Source organism: Sphingomonas horti, from assembly GCF_009753715.1.
Classification (GTDB): Bacteria; Pseudomonadota; Alphaproteobacteria; order Sphingomonadales; family Sphingomonadaceae; genus Sphingomonas_B; species Sphingomonas_B horti.
In genome coordinates this window covers 92,709-109,645 of the sequence record NZ_WQMS01000007.1, presented here as the reverse complement: position 1 = coordinate 109,645, position 16,937 = coordinate 92,709, and the positions used below count along the sequence as shown (strand labels likewise).

Here is a 16,937-nt window from a genome sequence, read left to right as displayed (position 1 = left end):
TAATGGCCGGCGAGCGCGTGTCAATGGCCGCGAGGGAGGCCGGTCCTGGCGAATCCTGCTCCAGGTGGGTGCGATTCGAGTCCCCTTCCGCGTCGAAGCCGTGTATGATCCGCCGCAAACCAGAAAAATGGGAGTCGCGAACTCGAGCCAAGGGGGTTTCGATGAGATTTTCGCTTCTCTACGCCGCAGCGGCGCTCGCTGCCCTGGCGCCGGCCGGCATCGGCCACGCCGCCACGATCGTCCTGAACAACGGCTCGCCCTATACCTACAAGGTGCACGCCAATAGCGCCGGTTCGGGCACGTCGCTGACCCTGCACACCAAGCAGATCCAGAGCCTGGTCAAGGTCTCGTCGAGCGACATGATCGACGTCGGAAACGGCGACGGCGAAGCGCAGGTCACCGGCATCGGGCATTTCGACTTCTCGGATGTGACCATCGATCCGGCGCTCGGCTTCACGATCATGCAGTTCAAGATCGACGGCCCGAACGGCAACACGCCGGGGCATGATTTCGATCTTCTGGTCACGTTCGTCGGCGGCGCGACGCAGACCTTCTCCAACGTCCTGCTGCCCGCCAATGACAAGCTCGATATCGTCGCGGGCATGAACGAAGTGATCGACAAGATCACGTTCTCCGACATGCGCAGCGCGGCCGGTGCGGCGCAGCAGTTCCGCGCCCTGAAGCAGATTTCGTTCGAGGCGGCGGCCCCGGCCGTGCCGGAGCCGGCGACCTGGGCGATGATGATCGGCGGCCTGGGCCTGGTCGGCGCGGCAGCGCGCCGTCGGCGGGTCGCCTTCCGCACCGCCTGAGCGGCCGGAACCAAACGGATTCCAAACGGATTGGGGGCGGCCGACCAGCCGCCCCTTTTTGTTGCCGTCCCAAAGCGGGACAGTTCGCGCCGGCTTCGGGCTCGAAACGCGCGCGGAATTTGCTAAGCCCAATCCGTGTGAAGCTGCCTCGCAGCGAGTCGAGTTGGGGGTATTCATGGTTCGTCGTTTTGCATGTTCCGTCGCGGCCGCGGCATGCCTTGCCGGCGTCGGGGCGCCGGCCGTCGCCAAGCCGAGCCAGCCGGCACCGCCGGTCTGCAGCATGGCCGATATCGGCCTGGCCAGCGGCTCGTGCAGCGGCTTCTTCAAGGGCAATCTGCTGGCCGGCAATCCCGCCAACCTCACGGCCCAGTTCAATGCGCTCGGCGCGTTCAGCTTTGCGTGGGACAAGGATTGGCAGGCGGTCGGCGCCACCAAGGTTTCGCCGGGCGATATCAAGACGCTGACCTACATGCAGCCGCTCTATGGTGACACGATCATCGGCATCCATTTCGGCGCGGCGAAGGGCGCCGGCGCGAATGGGATCGGCGTGCCGGGCGGCGGCACCGCCTTTTACCGCTTCGACGCGGGCATGGCCGGTATCGAGAAGCTGGTGCTGAAATATCAGGGCCTGTCGTCGGCGGTCATCTACAAGACCGGCAGTTTCGTTCAGCCCCCGCCGCCGGTGCCGGAGCCCGCCACCTGGGCGATGATGATCGGCGGATTCGGATTGCTGGGCGTCGTTGCCCGCCACCGCCGCGCCGCGATTTCGTTCGCCTGATCTATTGACACCGAAGGGGGTGGGGAAAGGGCGGCGCCGGCCGCCCTTTCTTCGTCACGGCCGGGCGTTGCGGACCCGTTCGACTCACGCCGGGCACGGTTGGCCGCGCCGCCGATTCTCCGGCGCGCCCGATTGCGTCATGGTTCCCGGATGGGGCGGGCGCGGGCGATCGTGGCGATATGTCTGGGGCTGGCGGCCTGCACCGGCGGCGTCTCGGAGCGCCGCGCGCCTGCGCCGCAACCGCCCAACCGGCTGACCATCGACGCGCCGCAGACCCGCGTCTGCCTCGCCAATCTGGGCCAACTCGCCCGGTTCGAGCCGCTGCCCGATCGCGACTATGGCGAGGGCTGTTACACCTTTGCGAGCGTCAGGCTGACAGGCACGGGGATTCCGGTCAGCAATCTCGGGCCGATGACCTGCCCGCTTGCCGCGACGTTCGCCGGCTGGATCAGAAACGCCGTGATACCGGCCGCGCGGCTCTATCTTGGCGCGGATCTGGCGCGGGTCGACACGTTCGGCAGCTATTCGTGCCGCAACATCAACGGCCGGCAGAGCGGCAACCGCTCCGAGCACGCGACCGCCAACGCGGTCGACATCAGCGGCTTCGTGCTGGCCGATGGGCGGCGGATCACGATCAAGCAGGACTGGGATTCGCCCGATCCGGCAGTGAAAAGCTTCCTTGCCGCGATCCACACCTCCGCCTGCCGCAGGTTCAAGACAGTGCTCAGCCCCGACTATAACGCGCTCCACGCCGATCACTTCCATCTCGATATGGGCCGCGGCCCGTTCTGCCGGTGATTGCTCCTTAACCATGATCGGCCTAAGCCCGGCCGCTTATGACTGACACCAGAGTACCGGCCCGCGTCTTCCCCAATGCGCAAGACGAAGCGGAAGCCGCCAAGAACCTGATCCAGACGCCGCAGACCATGCACCCGGCCTACCGGCTGGCGTTCCAGGATAATGATTTCCTGCTGCGCGAGGATTTGCGGCCGGTCCGCTTCCAGCTGGAGCTGCTGAAGCCGGAGCTGCTGCTGGACGAGGCGCAGATCGCCTCCACCTTCGTTTTCTACGGATCGGCGCGCATCCCGGAGCCGGCCAAGGCCGAGGCGCTGCGCGAGGCCGCGACAGACGATTTCGGGCGGCTTGTCGCGGAGCGGCTGATCGCCAAGTCCAAATATTACGACGTCGCGCGCGAGCTGGCGCAGCTGGCCAGCAATTGCCCGCGCGACCTGGAGGGCAAGCGGCATTTCGTGGTCTGCTCGGGCGGCGGACCATCGATCATGGAAGCGGCGAATCGCGGCGCCGAGGATGTCGGCGCCGAATCGATCGGCCTCAACATCATGCTGCCGCACGAGCAGACGCCCAATGCCTATGTGACGCCGTCGCTCAGCATGCAGTTCCACTATTTCGCGCTAAGGAAGATGCACTTCCTGCTGCGCGCCCGCGCGGTCGCCGTGTTTCCGGGCGGCTTCGGCACGTTCGACGAGACGTTCGAGCTGCTGACGCTGATCCAGACCGGCAAGGTCTCGCCCATCCCGGTGCTGATGTATGGCCGCGAGTTCTGGGAGCGTGTCGTCAATTTCGAGGCGCTGGCAGAGGAGGGCGTGATCGCGCGCAAGGACCTCGACCTGTTCCGATTCGTCGAGACGGCGCAGGAAGGCTGGGATTATGTCCGCAAATGGTGGCGCGACCGTCCGCTCGCGGCCTGAAGGTCAGCGCTTAGGGGGCTGATCGTCGCGGGTGTCCGCGGCGCTGTTGTCCGGATTCTCCGGCGGCCGCTGGGCGGCGTGGTCGGGATCCATGATCGTTGCCGGATCGGGCGCGGGCGGGCGCGCCGATGGAATCGGCGTGGCGCTCGGCGCAGGGCTGGGCCGCACCGTAGGCGTGGGACTCGGCGTCGGACTGGGCGATGGGGCAGGCGTCTGACACGCCGCGCTGCCTGCCAGCGCCGCAGCCAGCACGGCCCCACCCCCGAACATCGGCATACGCATCGGATCGCTCCTTCAGGCGAAGGAAACGCCAGGCGCCGTGAATCTCTCCGTCAGCCGCACTGGGCGCGATGGAGGAGCTTCTGGTCGGCCAGCACCAGTGCCATCATCGCCTCCACTACCGGCGCGCCGCGAATGCCGACGCAGGGATCGTGGCGGCCCTTGGTCGCGATCTCGGTCGCTTCGCCATCGCGGGTGATCGTGTCCACCGGCGTCAGGATCGAGCTGGTCGGCTTAAACGCGACGCGTAGGCGCACCGGCTGGCCAGTCGCGATGCCGCCGGCGATCCCGCCCGCATGGTTGCTGTCGAACGCGGGCGCGCCGTCGCCGGGGCGCATCCGGTCGGCATTCTCCTCGCCGCTCAGGCGCGCGGCGGCGAAGCCGTCGCCGATCTCGACGCCCTTGACCGCGTTGATCGACATCGCCGCGGCGGCAAGCTCCGCATCGAGCTTGGCATAGAGCGGCGCGCCCCAGCCCGCTGCTACGCCGGTCGCTTCGCAAGCGACGATCGCGCCCAGCGACGAGCCTGCCTTGCGCGCGCCGTCGATCAGCGTCTCCCAGCGCGCCGCGGCGGCAGCATCGGGGCAGAAGAACGGGTTGCGGTCGATCTCTCCCGCATCGAAGCTCTGGACAGCGTCGCCGCCGATCTCGGCGACCCAGGCACGGATCGTCACTTCCGGGATCACCAGCCGCGCGACCGCGCCGGCCGCGACCCGCGCCGCCGTCTCGCGGGCCGAGGAGCGCCCGCCGCCGCGATAGTCGCGAAGGCGGTATTTCGCGTCATAGGCATAATCGGCATGACCGGGGCGGTAGGCCTGCGCCACCTCGGAATAGTCCTTCGATCGCTGATCGACATTGTCGATGACGAGGCTGATCGGCGTGCCGGTCGTCCGGCCCTCGAACACGCCGGAGAGGATGCGGACCTGGTCCGGCTCCTGTCGCTGCGTCGTGAAGCGCGACTGGCCCGGCCGGCGCTTGTCGAGCCAGGGCTGGATATCGGCTTCGGACAGCGCGAGCCCCGGCGGGCAGCCGTCGACGACCACGCCGATCGCCGGCCCGTGGCTTTCCCCCCAGGTGGTGAAGCGGAAGACGCGGCCGAAGCTGTTCCAGCTCATCCCTGCGCCAGCGCGATATCCGGTGCGTCTTTCTGCTTCATGCCGACGACGTGGTAGCCGGCATCGACATGGTGCGTCTCACCGGTGACGCCGGCGGCGAGATCGCTCAGCAGGTAGAGCGCCGACCCGCCGACATCCTCGATCGTCACGTTGCGGCGCAGCGGGGAATTCAGCTCGTTCCATTTCAGGATGTAGCGGAAATCGCCGATGCCGGACGCCGCCAGCGTCTTGATCGGACCCGCGGAAATCGCGTTCACGCGAATGCCGTCGGGGCCGAAATCGTTGGCGAGATACTTGACGCTGGTCTCCAGCGCCGCCTTGGCGATGCCCATCACGTTATAGTGCGGGACCACCTTCTCCGCGCCGTAATAGGACAAGGTCAGCAGCGCGCCGCCGCTCGGCATCAGCCTGGCCGCGCGCTGCGCGACCGCAGTGAAGCTGAAGACGCTGATGTTCATCGTCAGCAGGAAGTCGTCCAGCCCGATATCGGCGTAGCGGCCGCGCAGCGTTTCCTTGTTGGTGTAGCCGATCGCATGGACGACGAAGTCGATCGTCGGCCAGCGTGCCGCCAGCTCGTCGAAGGTCCGGTCGAGCGCCGCCATGTCGGACACGTCGCAGTCGAGCAGGAAATCGGACCCGAGCTCGGCAGCCAGTGGCCGGACGCGCTTTTCCAGCGCTTCGCCCTGATAGCTGAAGGCGAGCTCGGCGCCTGCCTCGCTGAGTTTCTGGGAGATGCCCCAGGCCAGGGACCGCTCGTTGGCGAGACCCATGATCAGCCCGCGCTTGCCCTTCATCAATCCGTTCACGTGACCCCTTCCTCCGGGCTTGGATCGCGCCCCTTTAGCGCGCTCTCGGGAACCACCGCTAGTGCCGCGTTCAGATGCGCGCCGAACACGAGGCCGAGGCCGATCGTGAAGAAATAGATGAGCGTGATCATGACCCCGGCCAGGCTGCCATAGGTCAGGTCGTAATTGCTGAACAGCGCCAGCACCCGGGGCAGCAGCGACGTGACCGCCAGCCACCAGCCCGCGACGAACAGCGGCCCCGGCCATTTGCGGCAATCGGTTCCGCGGTAGCGGCGCGGCGTCATCACCAGGAACAGCAGGTAAAGCGCGCCGAAGATGAACAGCCCCGGAATCAGCTTCGATGCGCTGATGATCAGCAGCAGCGTCTCGTCCGCGAAGGGGAACAGCCGGGTGATCGCCTGCTCGGCCACGGTCAGCACCGCCTGCAGCACGAACGAGACGAGGATCAGCACGACCGACGCGATGACGGTCGCGGTATAGCGCAGCCGCGCGCGCCAGAACGGGGCCTGGCTGCGCACGCCATAAGCGCGGTAGATGATGTCCTTGATCGTCGCGATGAACCCGCCGGCGCTCCACAGCCCGCCGAGCGCGCCGAGCCACAGCAAGGTGCCCGATCGGGCGACCAGCACGTCGTTGATCGGCTTGCGCAGCACTTCGGCAACGTTGCGCGGCACCTGGCCCAGAAACTCGCGCACCGCCTGCGCCGTCGCCTCGCCCTGCCCGAACGCGTGGGCGAGCGCGGCGACGACGATGAAAAAGGGAAAGATCGTCAGCAGCGTCAGATAGGCGATGTTGCCGGCATGGACGAAGCCGTCGTTCCAGACGCCCGACAGCGCGCGGCTGACGATCTTGCGGAAGCGGGATCCGGGCCCGAGCCGCTTCAGCGTTTCGTCGACCCGGGCATGGGCCTTCAGCAGCCGCCGCCGTCGCGCTTCCGGAGTTTGCGGGGCCGGCCCCTCCGCCTGGTATTCGGTTTCGGCGTCGATCACGCCGACCTAGACGCCCAGCCCCGCGCGCGGGTTGCGATTGCCGGCATCCCAGCCTTCGACGAACGCGCGCAGCGCGGCATCGTCGGCGGGAATGTCGATCATCAGCGTCACCAACTGGTCGCCGCGATCGCCGCCCTTGCGGTGGAATCCCTTGCCCTTCAGCCGCAGCGCCTTGCCGGAGCTGGAGCCGGCGGGCACGTTCAGCATCACCGGCCCGTCCACGGTCGGCACCTTCACCTTGCCGCCCTCCACCGCTTCCTTCAGCGTGACCGGCAGGTCGAGCAGCACATTGTCGCCCTCGCGCTTGAAGAAGCGATGCGGCTGGATGTCGATGGTGACAATCGCGTCGCCCGGGCCGCCGGGCCCCGGTTCGCCCTTGCCGGCGAGCCTCATCTGGGTGCCGGTCTCGATCCCGGCGCGCAGCTTCAGGTCGATCGTCTTGCCGTCGCTGAGCGTGATCCGCTGCGGCTTCAGGCCCGCCGCGTCTTCGAACGACACGCGCAGCCGGTAGGCCGCGTCCGCCCCGCGCGGCGGCGGCGCCGACCGGCGGCCGAACCCCGATGTGAAGCCACCGCCACCCGAGCGCCCGAACAACCCCTCGAAGATGTCGCCGAAATCGGATGCCTCAGTGCCGAAATCGAAGCCGGACGTGCCGCCCGCGCTCCGATAGCTGCCGCCCGCGCCGCGCCCGGCGCCGAAGCCGAACGGCGCGGTCGGGTTGCCGTCGGCATCGATCTCGCCGCGATCGAACTGGGCGCGCTTGTCCTTGTCGGTCAGCAGATCATAGGCGGCGGTCACCTGCGAGAAACGTTCGGCCGCCTTGGGATTGTCCTTGTTGCGATCGGGGTGCAGCTCCTTGGCGAGCTTGCGATACGCCTTCTTGATGTCGGCCTCGCTTGCGCCGCGAGCCACGCCCAGCACGGAATAGGGATCGGCGGCCATCGCTTGTCCTGTTTACCTTCCTCGGTCCTGCATAGTCGGATGTTGCATTTCTGCAACACGCGATTTGGGGAGGGCGGGGAGGTGGGGCAAGGCGTTTGTGCTTCGTGTTCGCGCTGTGCTGCTCTAGATTATCCGCGAAGAGGAGAGCCATGTGCCATCCATCGTCCGCCGCGCCGCCCTGCTTGGCTTCGTCGTGGCCCTGACCGGAAACACGGGACCCGCGCTGACCGGCCAATGGGGTGCACCCGGCGCCAACCTCATCGTCGGCGCGGATGGTGCGCGGATCGAGCAGGAATGCGCCGGCGGCAGCTTCGCCTCGGCAACGCCAGGCGCCGATGGCCGGTTCACCGCGAAGGGACGGTACGAGAGCTATGGGCCGGGTCCGCAGCGCGCCGATGAGACGGCGGCGGCCAACGCGACATTCGAAGGGCGGCTCCAGGGTGACACGCTGCGGCTGACGATCCGCCCCGCCAACGGGACGCCGCAACAACTGACGTTGCTGAGGGGCAAGCGCGCGAAGCTGATCCGCTGCTACTAAAAAAGGGGCGGAGCCAAGGCCCCGCCCCGAAGCGAGCTTCCTTCACCTGCGATCAGGCGAAGCTGACCTTCACCTTCTGCGAGCGCCGCATCGCGAAGCCGACCATGCCGAAGCCTGCGATCATCATCGCCCAGGTTGCCGGTTCGGGAACCGCAAGCACGTTGATCCCGGCGACCCATGTGCTCCAGCGCGAACCGCCCGTGCCACCGGGGTGTCCGTCCGCGGGCGTGTTGTATTCACGGGCGAACTCGCCGATCAGCCAGAAGCTGTTCGGGTCGTTGGGATCGACAGAGACCTGCGAATAGTCGCCCCAGCGCTGACGACCTGCCGCCGGCTGACCCTTGAGACTGCCATTATGGTAGTCGTTGGTCAGGCTTTCCTTCAGCAGATATTCGCCGCCTCTTTGGTACAGAGTGCCGTCGGCCGCCGTCCCGAAGATGCGGGCATAGAACCTGATCTTGCCCGTCGCCGGATCGAGACCGGAGCGATTATAGCCCACCACGACCTGCCCGGCGGCGTTCACCGCGATCGAGCCCTGATAGTAATCATAGCCGGCAGAACCGATGTCCATCTGGTCGAGGATCGCGTTCGTCGCTGAATCCAGCACCACCAGCCGCAGGCGCGCCTCATCCTGCCCGTCGAGGAGCGAGTCGACGGTGTGCAGCATGTAGATGCGTCCATTGGCCTCATAGACGCTGCTGCTGATCCGCTCGTCGAGCGCATCGATCACGCGCCGGTTCGCGGCGATGTCCGCCGGTTGCCGCGCAGGACCCTGGGTCTGGAACGGATCCTCGCCGATATAGGTGACCGGACCTTCGCTGGCGCCGGCCGCCGAGTTCGGATTGAGCCCGTTCACATTGTAGACGATCGAATCGTAGAAGAAGAGCGAGGCCGCCATCGCCTTGCCCGACGAGCCCGAATCGGTGCTGTTCACGCCCTGGATCGCAAAGCCGCGATCCTGCGTCTGGCCGCCGGCCGGGTTGTAGGGCGTTGTGAACTGCTTCATGCCCGCCGTGGTCGGCGCTCCGGCGTTGAACAGGCTGTTGAGCGGGATGACGTTCAGCGTCGTCCCGCGGAAGCTGTTCGATCCGCCCGACTGTATCGGCGCGAAGTTGTTCGTGCCGATATAGACCGCGTTCTTGTCCAGCGCGAGCGTCGGGTAATCGGCGGTCGCGCCGAAGCCGAAGCCGGCAAAGCCTTCGAACTTGGTCGATTTCCAGGTGCCGAGCGCATTGTCGCTGTCGGACACGGCGATCTGCAGGTCCTTGGTGTTGGCGCCGAACGCGACCATGATGTAGCGATGCGCATCCGCATTATACATGATGCGGGTGTCGCCGTTGGCGCCGGTCTGGCCGGCCGCTGCCCAGAAGGCGGTGTCGGACATGATCCCGAGCCGGTTGCCAGTCGCCTTGTCATAAACGCTGTACGAGCCGTTCGTGGTGACGACATATTGCGTGCCGCCGACCGTGCCCATCGTATCAGGCGGGATGAAGTTCCGGGCGAGCAGCGCGTTGTCGAACTGCGTGCTGCCTTCGAACCCGATGAACACCGGCGATCCCGGCCCGAAGCCGCCCAGCTGCGGCGACAGGCGCGTGCCCGCATCGGTGATGTCTCCTGGAATCTGGAGCGTCGGACCCTGGACGCCCTTGGTTTCCCACCAGGCATGCTTGATCTGCTGCGCCGATGCAGCGGTGCCGCAGAGCAAAGCGGCCAAGGCCACGCCGAACGTGGTCATACCCATTTTGGACATGATTTCCCCTTCCCATAAAGGGGAGTGAAATCTCGACGGCACGGGAGCCGCACCCCCTCACCCCCCTGAACGCGACTCGCGCGGAGCCGCAGCGTCAGTCGATACGCCAGCGAGATGGTTGTCAATGATGGTTAACCGTGGCGAGGCGAAATATTCGCCCCGTTTCGAAACACTTATTGATCGAGGTTATAGTCCGACCGATGCGCGCCTGCCTCAGGCGGCCGCGCGTTCGCCGGCGGTGCCGAACAGCCCGGTCAGCCAGTCGCGGAACAGCTGCACCGCTCTGAGTTCCAGCGCGCGCGGGCGGCAGGCGAACCAGTAGCTGTAGGGGCTGTCCACCTCCGCATCGAACAGCCGCACCAGCCGGTCGTCGCGCGCGTTCACGAAATGACTTTCGTGCATGAAGGCGACGCCGAGACCCTGCGCGGCGGCCTCGAGCATCAGCTGGCCCGAATCGAAATGATCGATCGCGAGCGGCTCGATGCCGTCGATGCCGAGCGCATGGCAGAAGGCGTCGAACGTATCCGGCATGTCGCGGTGCAGGAACACGGTGGTGCGGGCGAGATCGGCGGGGCGTGCGATCGCGCCCGGGCCTTTGCCGAGGCTTTTCGCGCCGATCGCAAGGATGCGGTTGCGGTCCAGCCGACAGGCATAGAGGGCGGGATCGATGTCGCGCGCCAGCACGATCGCGGCGTCCAGCCCGTCGCCCAGCCGCGCGAGCGCGTGGCCACCGGTGTCGATGTCCAGGTGCAGCTCTGGATGTAGCGCGCGCAACTCCGCGATGTGGGGGAAAATCTGCTGCGACGCGAAAAGCGGCAGCACCCCCAGGCGCAGGCGCAACACCGTGCCTTCGGTGATGAAGGCCTCGATCGCGTCGCTGAGGCCGTTCAGGTGCGGCGCGATCGCCTGCAGCAGCTTCTCGCCGTCGCCGTTCGGACGCATCGCGCCGGGCGCCCGATCGAACAGCGCGCGGCCCAGGAACCGTTCGAGCGCCTGGATGCGCCGGCTAAGTGCCGGCGACGACAGCGCCAGCTCCTCGGCGGCGGCCTTGAGCGAGCCAAGGCGGGCAGTCTGGACGAACGCCTCAACGGCGGTCAGGGGCGGCAAGCGGCGCAACGATCAGGCTCCTCAATTGTGCACTGCAACAGCCTCTGGCGGGCGTGTGTCCGGCACATCTCGTGAAGGCCCTTAGAGCAGACCGGTTGCGTTTCATGCAACAACCTTTTTGTTGTTCGCACTTGCAACATAACGTGTTGCGGCGCACATCAGCCGGGCCTTTCAGGCATCCTCTCCTATAAACTTTTTCGGGCCGGTCTTTTGGGATCGGCCCTTTTTTTGCGCCCGCCCTCGCAACGATCCGGCCCGCCACCTAGTTAACGCCTCAACCGGAGGTCAGGATGGCGGACAGCGAAGAACAGGGACGGCGCGTACAGGTCGCCAATGCACGGCCGGAGGACAGCGGCCGCGGGCTGGCGCGGATCCCGCGCGCGCTGATGACGGCGCTGGGCCTCCAGGAAGGCGATGTCGTCGAGATCGTCGGCAAGAGGGCGACGCCGGCGCGCGCCGTGCTGCCCTATCCGGAGGACGAGGGGCTGGAGATCATCCGGCTCGACGGCCTGCAGCGTGCCAATGCCGAGATCGGCTCGGGCGACTTCGTCGAGCTGCGCAAGGTCGAGTCGCGGCCCGCCACGCGCGTGGTGTTCGCGCCTGCGCAGCAGAATCTGCGCCTCCAGGGCAGCAGCCAGGCCTTGAAGCGAAGCTTCTACGGCCGGCCACTGACTGCGGGCGACGTCGTCGCGACCGCAGGGCAGCAGCGCGTGCAGGCGGGCGACATGCCGCCCCAGCTGCGCCAGATGCTCGCCGCGCCGGCCTATGCGCTGCAGGAGATCCGCCTCGTCGTGGTGTCGTCGAGCCCCAAGGGCGTCGTCCATATCGACGAGAACAGCGAGGTGGAGCTGCGCCCTGAATATGAGGAGCCGCAGAACCGCCGTGCCGACGTCACCTATGATGATATCGGCGGGCTTGCCGGCGCGATCGACCAGCTTCGCGAGATGGTCGAGCTGCCGCTTCGCTATCCCGAGCTGTTCCAGCGGCTTGGCGTCGATCCGCCGAAGGGCGTGCTGCTCCACGGCCCGCCCGGAACCGGCAAGACCCGGCTGGCGCGGGCGGTCGCGAACGAAAGCGAAGCCGAGTTTTTCCTGGTCAACGGCCCCGAAATCATGGGCTCCGCCTATGGCGAGAGCGAAAAGGCGCTGCGGGAAATCTTCGAGCAGGCGACGCAGAACGCGCCCTCGATCATCTTCATCGACGAGATCGATTCGATCGCGCCCAAGCGCGGGCAAGTGACCGGCGAGGCGGAGAAGCGGCTGGTCGCTCAGCTGTTGACCCTGATGGACGGGCTGGAGCCGCGCGCGAACCTTGTCGTGATCGCCGCCACCAACCGGCCCGAGGCGGTCGACGAAGCGCTCCGACGCCCTGGCCGCTTCGACCGGGAGATCGTGATCGGCGTTCCCGACGAGCGGGGACGGCGCGAGATTCTGGGCATCCATACCCGCGGCATGCCGCTGGACGGCGGCGTCGATCTCGACGAGCTCGCCCGCACCACCTACGGCTTTGTCGGCGCCGACCTGGCCGCGCTTGCCCGCGAGGCGGCGATCGAGGCTGTGCGCCGGATCATGCCCCGGCTGAACCTCGAGGAGCGGACGATCCCGCCCGAGGTGCTCGACACGCTGTCGGTGACGCGTGACGACTTCCTGGAAGCGCTGAAGCGCGTGCAGCCCTCCGCGATGCGCGAGGTGATGGTGCAGAAGCCCAACGTCCGCTGGGCCGACGTCGGCGGGCTCGACGAGGCCCGCGAGCGGCTGCGCGAAGGCGTCGAGTTGCCGCTGAAGAACCCGGACGCGTTCCGCCGGCTCGGCATCCGCCCGGCCAAGGGGTTCCTGCTCTACGGCCCGCCGGGCACCGGCAAGACGCTGCTGGCGAAAGCGGTCGCCCGCGAGGCGGAAGCGAACTTCATCGCCACCAAATCGTCGGACCTGCTGTCAAAATGGTATGGCGAGAGCGAGCAGCAGATCGCCCGCCTGTTCGCGCGCGCGCGGCAGGTGGCGCCGACCGTCATCTTCTTCGACGAGCTCGACAGTCTGGTGCCCGCGCGCGGCGGCGGCCTGGGCGAGCCGCAGGTGACGGAGCGGGTCGTCAACACGATTCTCGCCGAAATGGACGGGCTGGAGGAGCTGCAGTCGGTGGTCGTAATCGGCGCGACCAACCGTCCCAACCTGATCGATCCGGCGCTGCTACGGCCCGGGCGGTTCGACGAGCTCATCTACGTCTCGGTGCCGGACCAGGCCGGGCGGCGACGCATCCTGGAAGTGCACACCAAGAAGATGCCGCTGGCGAGCGACGTCGACCTGGGGTCGATCGCGGCGCGGACCGACCGCTTCACCGGCGCCGACCTGGAGGACCTGGTAAGGCGCGCCGGTCTCTCGGCGCTGCGGGAATCGCTCGGCAACGAGGCGGTGACGATGGCGCATTTCGAAACCGCGCTGGCCGATACGCGCGCGTCGGTCACGCCAGAGATGGAGCGCGACTACGAGCAGATCGCCGCGAACATCAAGCAGGACGCGATGGCGTTGCAGCCGATCGGCTTCATCTCGCCCGGCATGCTGCAGCCGCGCGGGCCGAAGGGCGGGGAGTAGCTCCCCGCCCGAACCGGCCTAGACGCGCCGGCCGGTGAAGAGCTGGATCAGGCCGACGATGATCGCGAGCACCAGCAGGATGTGAATCAGCCCGCCGGCGATGTGGAAGGCGAAGAAGCCGAGCAGCCACAGGACCAGCAGGATGACGGCGATCGTCCAAAGCATGTCTTTTCTCCCGTACAGCCGCATGGTTTCGCGGCCGGCGGAAGCAGAACGCTCACGAAACGATTGGCGTTCCGGCGCGGCCGAGCAGATCGAGCGTAAGAGCGTCGCGGGCGCCCAGGTAGAAGGCATCCAGCACGGCGGCGAAAGACGAGCGATCGTCGGCAATTGCCTCGAACAGCGTCATCGATGACTTGAGCTTCAGCGCGTCCACGCTGCCCATGATCGCCTCGGCGCTGCGGCTCCGGTGACGGAGGAGCGCGACGCAGCATTGCCGGAGCCGGGACCCGAGCAGCGGGTGCGCCAGGTATGCCTGCGCTTCATCGGCCGAACGGATGCCGAAGAACCGCGCCGTCTCGCTGCGCCCCAGTTCGGCGAGCTGCGGAAAGATAAACCACATCCAGTGGGTCCGCTTCTGTCCCGCCCCAAGCTCCGCCAGCGCATCGGCGAACGCCCATTCCTGCGCGTCGACGAAGCGCTGCAGATGGTGAGGGTCCGTCGAATCGGGCATCTGCGCGCCAGTGCAAACGCAAAAACGCGCGCCCGGCAAGCTCCGAGCGCGCGGCAGGAAGATCGGAAGGCCGCTGAGCGCGGTTACTTGATCTTGGCTTCCTTGAACTCGACATGCTTGCGCGCGACCGGGTCGTACTTGCGGAAGCTCAGCTTTTCGGTCTGCGTGCGCGGGTTCTTCTTGGTCACGTAGAAGAAGCCCGTGTCGGCGGAGCTGACGAGCTTGATCTTGACGGTGGTCGGCTTGGCCATGGCTGGGCTCTCTTCGATATCTGGAAACAATAAAAGCGGCGTCGCCGCCGCTCTGTCAGCCGCGCCCCATGCGCGCTCGCGCGTTTCGAGTCAAGATGGCTGCGCTTAACCGGGCCTTCACCAACGCCGGATAGCCTCGCCTCCCATAACAGTCTGGAGAGGCAGACATGCAGCAGGACGGGATGATCAAGGTCCGCGCGGAGCTGTGCGAGCAGATCGACGGGCTGAGGGCGGCGGTCGCCCATGGCTCGGTCGCCGGGCTCTGCGATAAAGCGTCAAGCGTGCGCCATCTGGCCCAGCAATATCAGCTGGCGCCGGTCGCCGATCTTGCCTGGAAGCTTGAGGGACGGTTGGCGCGCGGCGAGCGTGGGCCGAGCGTGATCAACGTCCTGTCGCTGATGCGCGAGGCGACCGAGAGCGGGCGCACCGACCCTGCCGCGGCAAGCGCCTGGGCGGCAGCGGCTTCGGTCCGGGTGATGTAGGCCGCCGATCAGACCGATCGGGATTCTTCAGGGACCCAGTCCCTTGCCGATCCGTTGTCCGGGTATCATTTCCCCCGCGCAACGAAGGAGACCGGCATGGCGAGCGCCCCCACCGATTTGAAGACCCCGACCGACCTTTCCAGCAACGAGACGAAGAGCGCCGCCGACGCGCTGAACGGCCTGCTCGCCGATGCGTTCGCTCTGTTCCTGAAGACCAAGAATTTCCACTGGCACGTCTCTGGCCCGCACTTCCGTGACTATCATCTGATGCTCGACGAGCAGGCGGCGGAGATCATCGGGATCACCGATGCGATCGCCGAGCGGGTCCGCAAGATCGGCAACACGACGCTGCGGTCGATCGGCGATATCGCGCGCCGGCAGACGCTGATCGACAACGACCGCGAGTATGTCGCCCCGGCCGCCATGCTGGCGGAGTTGCGCGACGACAATAGCAAGCTGGTCCAGCGCATCCGCGAGGCGCGCGAGGCGGCGGAAGCCGCCGGCGATACCGCGACCAGCTCGATGGCCGACGACTGGATCGACCAGGCGGAGAAGCGCGCATGGTTCCTGTTCGAAGCGAGCCGCAACGCCTGATCTAGCATCGTCCGCCGCACGTCGTTAGGAGCGGCCCGATGGCGTCGGGACTGTTCGCCCTGCTGGACGATGTGGCCGCGATCGCCAAGCTCGCTGCGGCGTCGATCGACGATGTCGGCGCCGCGGCTGGCAAGGCTGGCGCCAAGGCGGCCGGTGTCGTCGTCGACGACACGGCGGTCACGCCGCGTTACGTCAGCGGCGTCACGCCCGACCGCGAGCTGCCGATCATCGCCCGGATCGCGCGCGGCTCGCTGTTCAACAAGCTGGTGATCCTGCTTCCGGCGGCATTGCTGCTGACGGCGTTCCTGCCCTGGGCCATCACGCCGCTGCTGATGCTGGGCGGCGCCTATCTGAGTTTCGAGGGCGTCGAGAAGCTGATCGAGGCGGTCGGCGGGCACGAAGCGCCGGACGAGCCTGCCGAGACCGCGCAAGGATCGGCCGCGGTTGAAAAGGCGATGGTCAGCGGCGCGGTGCGCACCGATTTCATCCTATCGGCGGAGATCATGGCGATCGCGCTCGGCGAAGTGACCGGGCAACCGCTGCTGACCCAGTCCGGCGCCCTCGCCATCGTCGCGCTCGCGATCACCGTCGCCGTCTATGGCGTGGTCGGGCTGATCGTGAAGATGGACGATATCGGGCTGCACCTGGCCCAGCGGCAGGCAAGCGGGGTCCGTGCGATCGGGCGCGGGCTGGTCCACGCAATGCCGCGGGTGATGAGCGGACTGTCGGCGATCGGCGTCGCGGCGATGATCTGGGTCGGCGGCGGCATCCTCGTCCATGGGATCGAGGCGCTCGGCCTCGGCGCCATTCCGCACGCCCTGCACAGCATGGCTGAAAGCGCGGCGGAGGCAGTGCCGTTTGCGCACGGCCTGGTCGGCTGGACGGTGACCGCGCTCGGCTCCGGCCTTGGGGGACTTGTGGTGGGAGGCGTGATCGCGGGCGTGCTGCATCTGCTCCCGGCCAGGAGCGCTAGCGCCTGAGGCTGCGGAACGTGACGGACCAGCGCGTCTCCTGGATGGGGGCGATGCTGTGCTCCCATCCGTGCCGCGCTTCTTCGGACAGGTGGTAGGCGGCGCGCGGCGGCAGCGGCAGCGATCGGCGCTCGAAGCCGCCATCGCGGCGTCTGCGAAATCGCATCCCGGCCTCGGCCCCCAGCGACACGCCGACGACATGCTCGAAGACCGGACGATCCCGGTGCCAGCCGATGCCGGCACCGGGATCGTAGCGGATCAGCAGCACATGGGCGAGCTCCGCGGGTTCCAGCCCCGCGAACGCGGCGGCACGGGCCTGTAACGGCCGCAGCCATTCCGGGATCGGCTCGCTTTCGGCGAAGCGCGCCCGGTCGAAGTCGTAGGTCCAGCCATAGGAATGGGTGAGCCGTTTGCCGGTCCAGCCCTGGAAGCGGAAAGGGGCCAGCGGCGCGGCGTCGATCGCCGCGATCAGCGTCCCTTCTTCATCAGGTGAAATGAAGTCCCCGGCCGTCGCGAGGCCCGGCAGCACCGGTGCCCCGAACAGATCGGCAGGCAC

General features: G+C 67.2%; 19 protein-coding genes and 1 pseudogene. 10 read left to right on the top strand and 10 right to left on the bottom strand.

What is annotated here, in order from left to right:
• Positions 1 to 161 precede the first annotated feature (161 nt).
• From GON01_RS16915 to GON01_RS17180, 5 genes are all read left to right on the top strand, one after another.
• Positions 162 to 809 (top strand): PEPxxWA-CTERM sorting domain-containing protein, encoded by a 648-nt coding sequence (locus GON01_RS16915; RefSeq protein WP_232328710.1) that lies wholly within the window; start codon positions 162 to 164, stop codon positions 807 to 809.
• Positions 810 to 984: 175 nt separating this feature from the next.
• Complete coding sequence (locus GON01_RS06730) at positions 985 to 1,587, top strand: PEPxxWA-CTERM sorting domain-containing protein (RefSeq protein WP_157026600.1); 603 nt, start codon at positions 985 to 987, stop codon at positions 1,585 to 1,587.
• Positions 1,588 to 1,737: 150 nt separating this feature from the next.
• Positions 1,738 to 2,385, top strand: coding sequence for an extensin family protein (locus GON01_RS06725; RefSeq protein WP_157026599.1), 648 nt, complete (start codon positions 1,738 to 1,740; stop codon positions 2,383 to 2,385).
• A gap of 38 nt (positions 2,386 to 2,423) precedes the next feature.
• Positions 2,424 to 3,296 carry an LOG family protein gene (locus tag GON01_RS06720; protein ID WP_157026598.1) on the top strand — a complete coding sequence of 291 codons (873 nt, stop codon included), beginning with the start codon at positions 2,424 to 2,426 and terminating at the stop codon, positions 3,294 to 3,296.
• A gap of 91 nt (positions 3,297 to 3,387) precedes the next feature.
• On the top strand, positions 3,388 to 3,513 hold the full coding sequence (locus GON01_RS17180; protein ID WP_258558459.1) for a hypothetical protein: 126 nt from the start codon (positions 3,388 to 3,390) through the stop codon (positions 3,511 to 3,513).
• 115 nt (positions 3,514 to 3,628) lie between these two features.
• Here GON01_RS17180 and aroC read toward each other — a convergent pair whose 3' ends face one another.
• The 4 genes from aroC to GON01_RS06700 are packed head-to-tail and all read right to left on the bottom strand — an operon-like array spanning position 3,629 to position 7,427.
• Complete coding sequence (aroC, locus tag GON01_RS06715; RefSeq protein ID WP_157026597.1) at positions 3,629 to 4,690, bottom strand: chorismate synthase; 1,062 nt, start codon at positions 4,688 to 4,690, stop codon at positions 3,629 to 3,631.
• Positions 4,687 to 5,496: an enoyl-ACP reductase FabI gene (fabI, locus tag GON01_RS06710; RefSeq protein WP_309503805.1), complete on the bottom strand. Its 810-nt coding sequence runs from the start codon at positions 5,494 to 5,496 to the stop codon at positions 4,687 to 4,689. The genes aroC and fabI overlap by 4 nt, the downstream gene beginning before the upstream one ends.
• A complete protein-coding gene (locus GON01_RS06705) occupies positions 5,493 to 6,485 on the bottom strand; it encodes a YihY/virulence factor BrkB family protein (protein ID WP_309503803.1) in 993 nt (330 codons plus the stop codon). The genes fabI and GON01_RS06705 overlap by 4 nt, the downstream gene beginning before the upstream one ends.
• 6 nt (positions 6,486 to 6,491) lie before the next feature.
• Positions 6,492 to 7,427: a DnaJ C-terminal domain-containing protein gene (locus GON01_RS06700; protein ID WP_157026596.1), complete on the bottom strand. Its 936-nt coding sequence runs from the start codon at positions 7,425 to 7,427 to the stop codon at positions 6,492 to 6,494.
• Between the two features lie 151 nt (positions 7,428 to 7,578).
• Between GON01_RS06700 and GON01_RS06695 the strand changes: the two genes are divergently transcribed.
• The gene (locus GON01_RS06695; protein ID WP_157026595.1) at positions 7,579 to 7,965 is read left to right on the top strand and encodes a hypothetical protein; all 387 of its coding nucleotides are present in this window, start codon (positions 7,579 to 7,581) and stop codon (positions 7,963 to 7,965) included.
• A gap of 52 nt (positions 7,966 to 8,017) precedes the next feature.
• Here the strand turns inward: GON01_RS06695 and GON01_RS17420 are convergent.
• Positions 8,018 to 8,128, bottom strand: a pseudogene (locus tag GON01_RS17420) (PEPxxWA-CTERM sorting domain-containing protein); the annotation flags it as partial.
• Positions 8,129 to 9,928: 1,800 nt separating this feature from the next.
• Positions 9,929 to 10,831, bottom strand: coding sequence for a LysR substrate-binding domain-containing protein (locus tag GON01_RS06685; RefSeq protein ID WP_157026594.1), 903 nt, complete (start codon positions 10,829 to 10,831; stop codon positions 9,929 to 9,931).
• Positions 10,832 to 11,112: 281 nt separating this feature from the next.
• Here GON01_RS06685 and GON01_RS06680 point away from each other — a divergent pair, with 281 nt between their 5' ends.
• Positions 11,113 to 13,410: a CDC48 family AAA ATPase gene (locus GON01_RS06680; protein ID WP_157026593.1), complete on the top strand. Its 2,298-nt coding sequence runs from the start codon at positions 11,113 to 11,115 to the stop codon at positions 13,408 to 13,410.
• Positions 13,411 to 13,428: 18 nt separating this feature from the next.
• Here GON01_RS06680 and GON01_RS06675 read toward each other — a convergent pair whose 3' ends face one another.
• From GON01_RS06675 to rpmG, 3 genes are all read right to left on the bottom strand, one after another.
• Positions 13,429 to 13,575 carry a lmo0937 family membrane protein gene (locus GON01_RS06675; RefSeq protein WP_157026592.1) on the bottom strand — a complete coding sequence of 49 codons (147 nt, stop codon included), beginning with the start codon at positions 13,573 to 13,575 and terminating at the stop codon, positions 13,429 to 13,431.
• 52 nt (positions 13,576 to 13,627) lie between these two features.
• Positions 13,628 to 14,083 (bottom strand): DUF1810 domain-containing protein, encoded by a 456-nt coding sequence (locus GON01_RS06670; RefSeq protein WP_157026732.1) that lies wholly within the window; start codon positions 14,081 to 14,083, stop codon positions 13,628 to 13,630.
• 83 nt (positions 14,084 to 14,166) lie between these two features.
• On the bottom strand, positions 14,167 to 14,334 hold the full coding sequence (gene rpmG / locus GON01_RS06665) for a 50S ribosomal protein L33 (protein ID WP_046348982.1): 168 nt from the start codon (positions 14,332 to 14,334) through the stop codon (positions 14,167 to 14,169).
• Between the two features lie 167 nt (positions 14,335 to 14,501).
• Between rpmG and GON01_RS06660 the strand changes: the two genes are divergently transcribed.
• The 3 genes from GON01_RS06660 (at position 14,502) to GON01_RS06650 (ending at position 16,390) form a co-directional block, all read left to right on the top strand.
• Positions 14,502 to 14,816: a hypothetical protein gene (locus tag GON01_RS06660; RefSeq protein ID WP_157026591.1), complete on the top strand. Its 315-nt coding sequence runs from the start codon at positions 14,502 to 14,504 to the stop codon at positions 14,814 to 14,816.
• Between the two features lie 96 nt (positions 14,817 to 14,912).
• Positions 14,913 to 15,410 (top strand): Dps family protein, encoded by a 498-nt coding sequence (locus GON01_RS06655; RefSeq protein WP_157026590.1) that lies wholly within the window; start codon positions 14,913 to 14,915, stop codon positions 15,408 to 15,410.
• 38 nt (positions 15,411 to 15,448) lie between these two features.
• The gene (locus GON01_RS06650; protein WP_157026589.1) at positions 15,449 to 16,390 is read left to right on the top strand and encodes a DUF808 domain-containing protein; all 942 of its coding nucleotides are present in this window, start codon (positions 15,449 to 15,451) and stop codon (positions 16,388 to 16,390) included.
• On the opposite strand, the gene GON01_RS06645 is transcribed toward GON01_RS06650, so the two are convergent.
• Positions 16,380 to 16,937, bottom strand: a complete 558-nt coding sequence (locus GON01_RS06645) for an alpha-ketoglutarate-dependent dioxygenase AlkB (protein WP_181600214.1) — start codon at positions 16,935 to 16,937, stop codon at positions 16,380 to 16,382. The genes GON01_RS06650 and GON01_RS06645 overlap by 11 nt on opposite strands.

Bases quoted from the DNA above. Each gene is read 5' to 3' on its own strand.
- GON01_RS16915 (WP_232328710.1), top strand. From the start codon at position 162: ATGAGATTTTCGCTTCTCTACGCCGCAGCGGCGCTCGCTGCCCTGGCG.
- GON01_RS06730 (WP_157026600.1), top strand. From the start codon at position 985: ATGGTTCGTCGTTTTGCATGTTCCGTCGCGGCCGCGGCATGCCTTGCC.
- GON01_RS06725 (WP_157026599.1), top strand. From the start codon at position 1,738: ATGGGGCGGGCGCGGGCGATCGTGGCGATATGTCTGGGGCTGGCGGCC.
- GON01_RS06720 (WP_157026598.1), top strand. From the start codon at position 2,424: ATGACTGACACCAGAGTACCGGCCCGCGTCTTCCCCAATGCGCAAGAC.
- GON01_RS17180 (WP_258558459.1), top strand. From the start codon at position 3,388: ATGATCGTTGCCGGATCGGGCGCGGGCGGGCGCGCCGATGGAATCGGC.
- aroC (WP_157026597.1), bottom strand. From the start codon at position 4,690: ATGAGCTGGAACAGCTTCGGCCGCGTCTTCCGCTTCACCACCTGGGGG.
- GON01_RS06700 (WP_157026596.1), bottom strand. From the start codon at position 7,427: ATGGCCGCCGATCCCTATTCCGTGCTGGGCGTGGCTCGCGGCGCAAGC.
- GON01_RS06680 (WP_157026593.1), top strand. From the start codon at position 11,113: ATGGCGGACAGCGAAGAACAGGGACGGCGCGTACAGGTCGCCAATGCA.
- GON01_RS06675 (WP_157026592.1), bottom strand. From the start codon at position 13,575: ATGCTTTGGACGATCGCCGTCATCCTGCTGGTCCTGTGGCTGCTCGGC.
- GON01_RS06670 (WP_157026732.1), bottom strand. From the start codon at position 14,083: ATGCCCGATTCGACGGACCCTCACCATCTGCAGCGCTTCGTCGACGCG.
- rpmG (WP_046348982.1), bottom strand. From the start codon at position 14,334: ATGGCCAAGCCGACCACCGTCAAGATCAAGCTCGTCAGCTCCGCCGAC.
- GON01_RS06660 (WP_157026591.1), top strand. From the start codon at position 14,502: ATGCAGCAGGACGGGATGATCAAGGTCCGCGCGGAGCTGTGCGAGCAG.
- GON01_RS06655 (WP_157026590.1), top strand. From the start codon at position 14,913: ATGGCGAGCGCCCCCACCGATTTGAAGACCCCGACCGACCTTTCCAGC.
- GON01_RS06650 (WP_157026589.1), top strand. From the start codon at position 15,449: ATGGCGTCGGGACTGTTCGCCCTGCTGGACGATGTGGCCGCGATCGCC.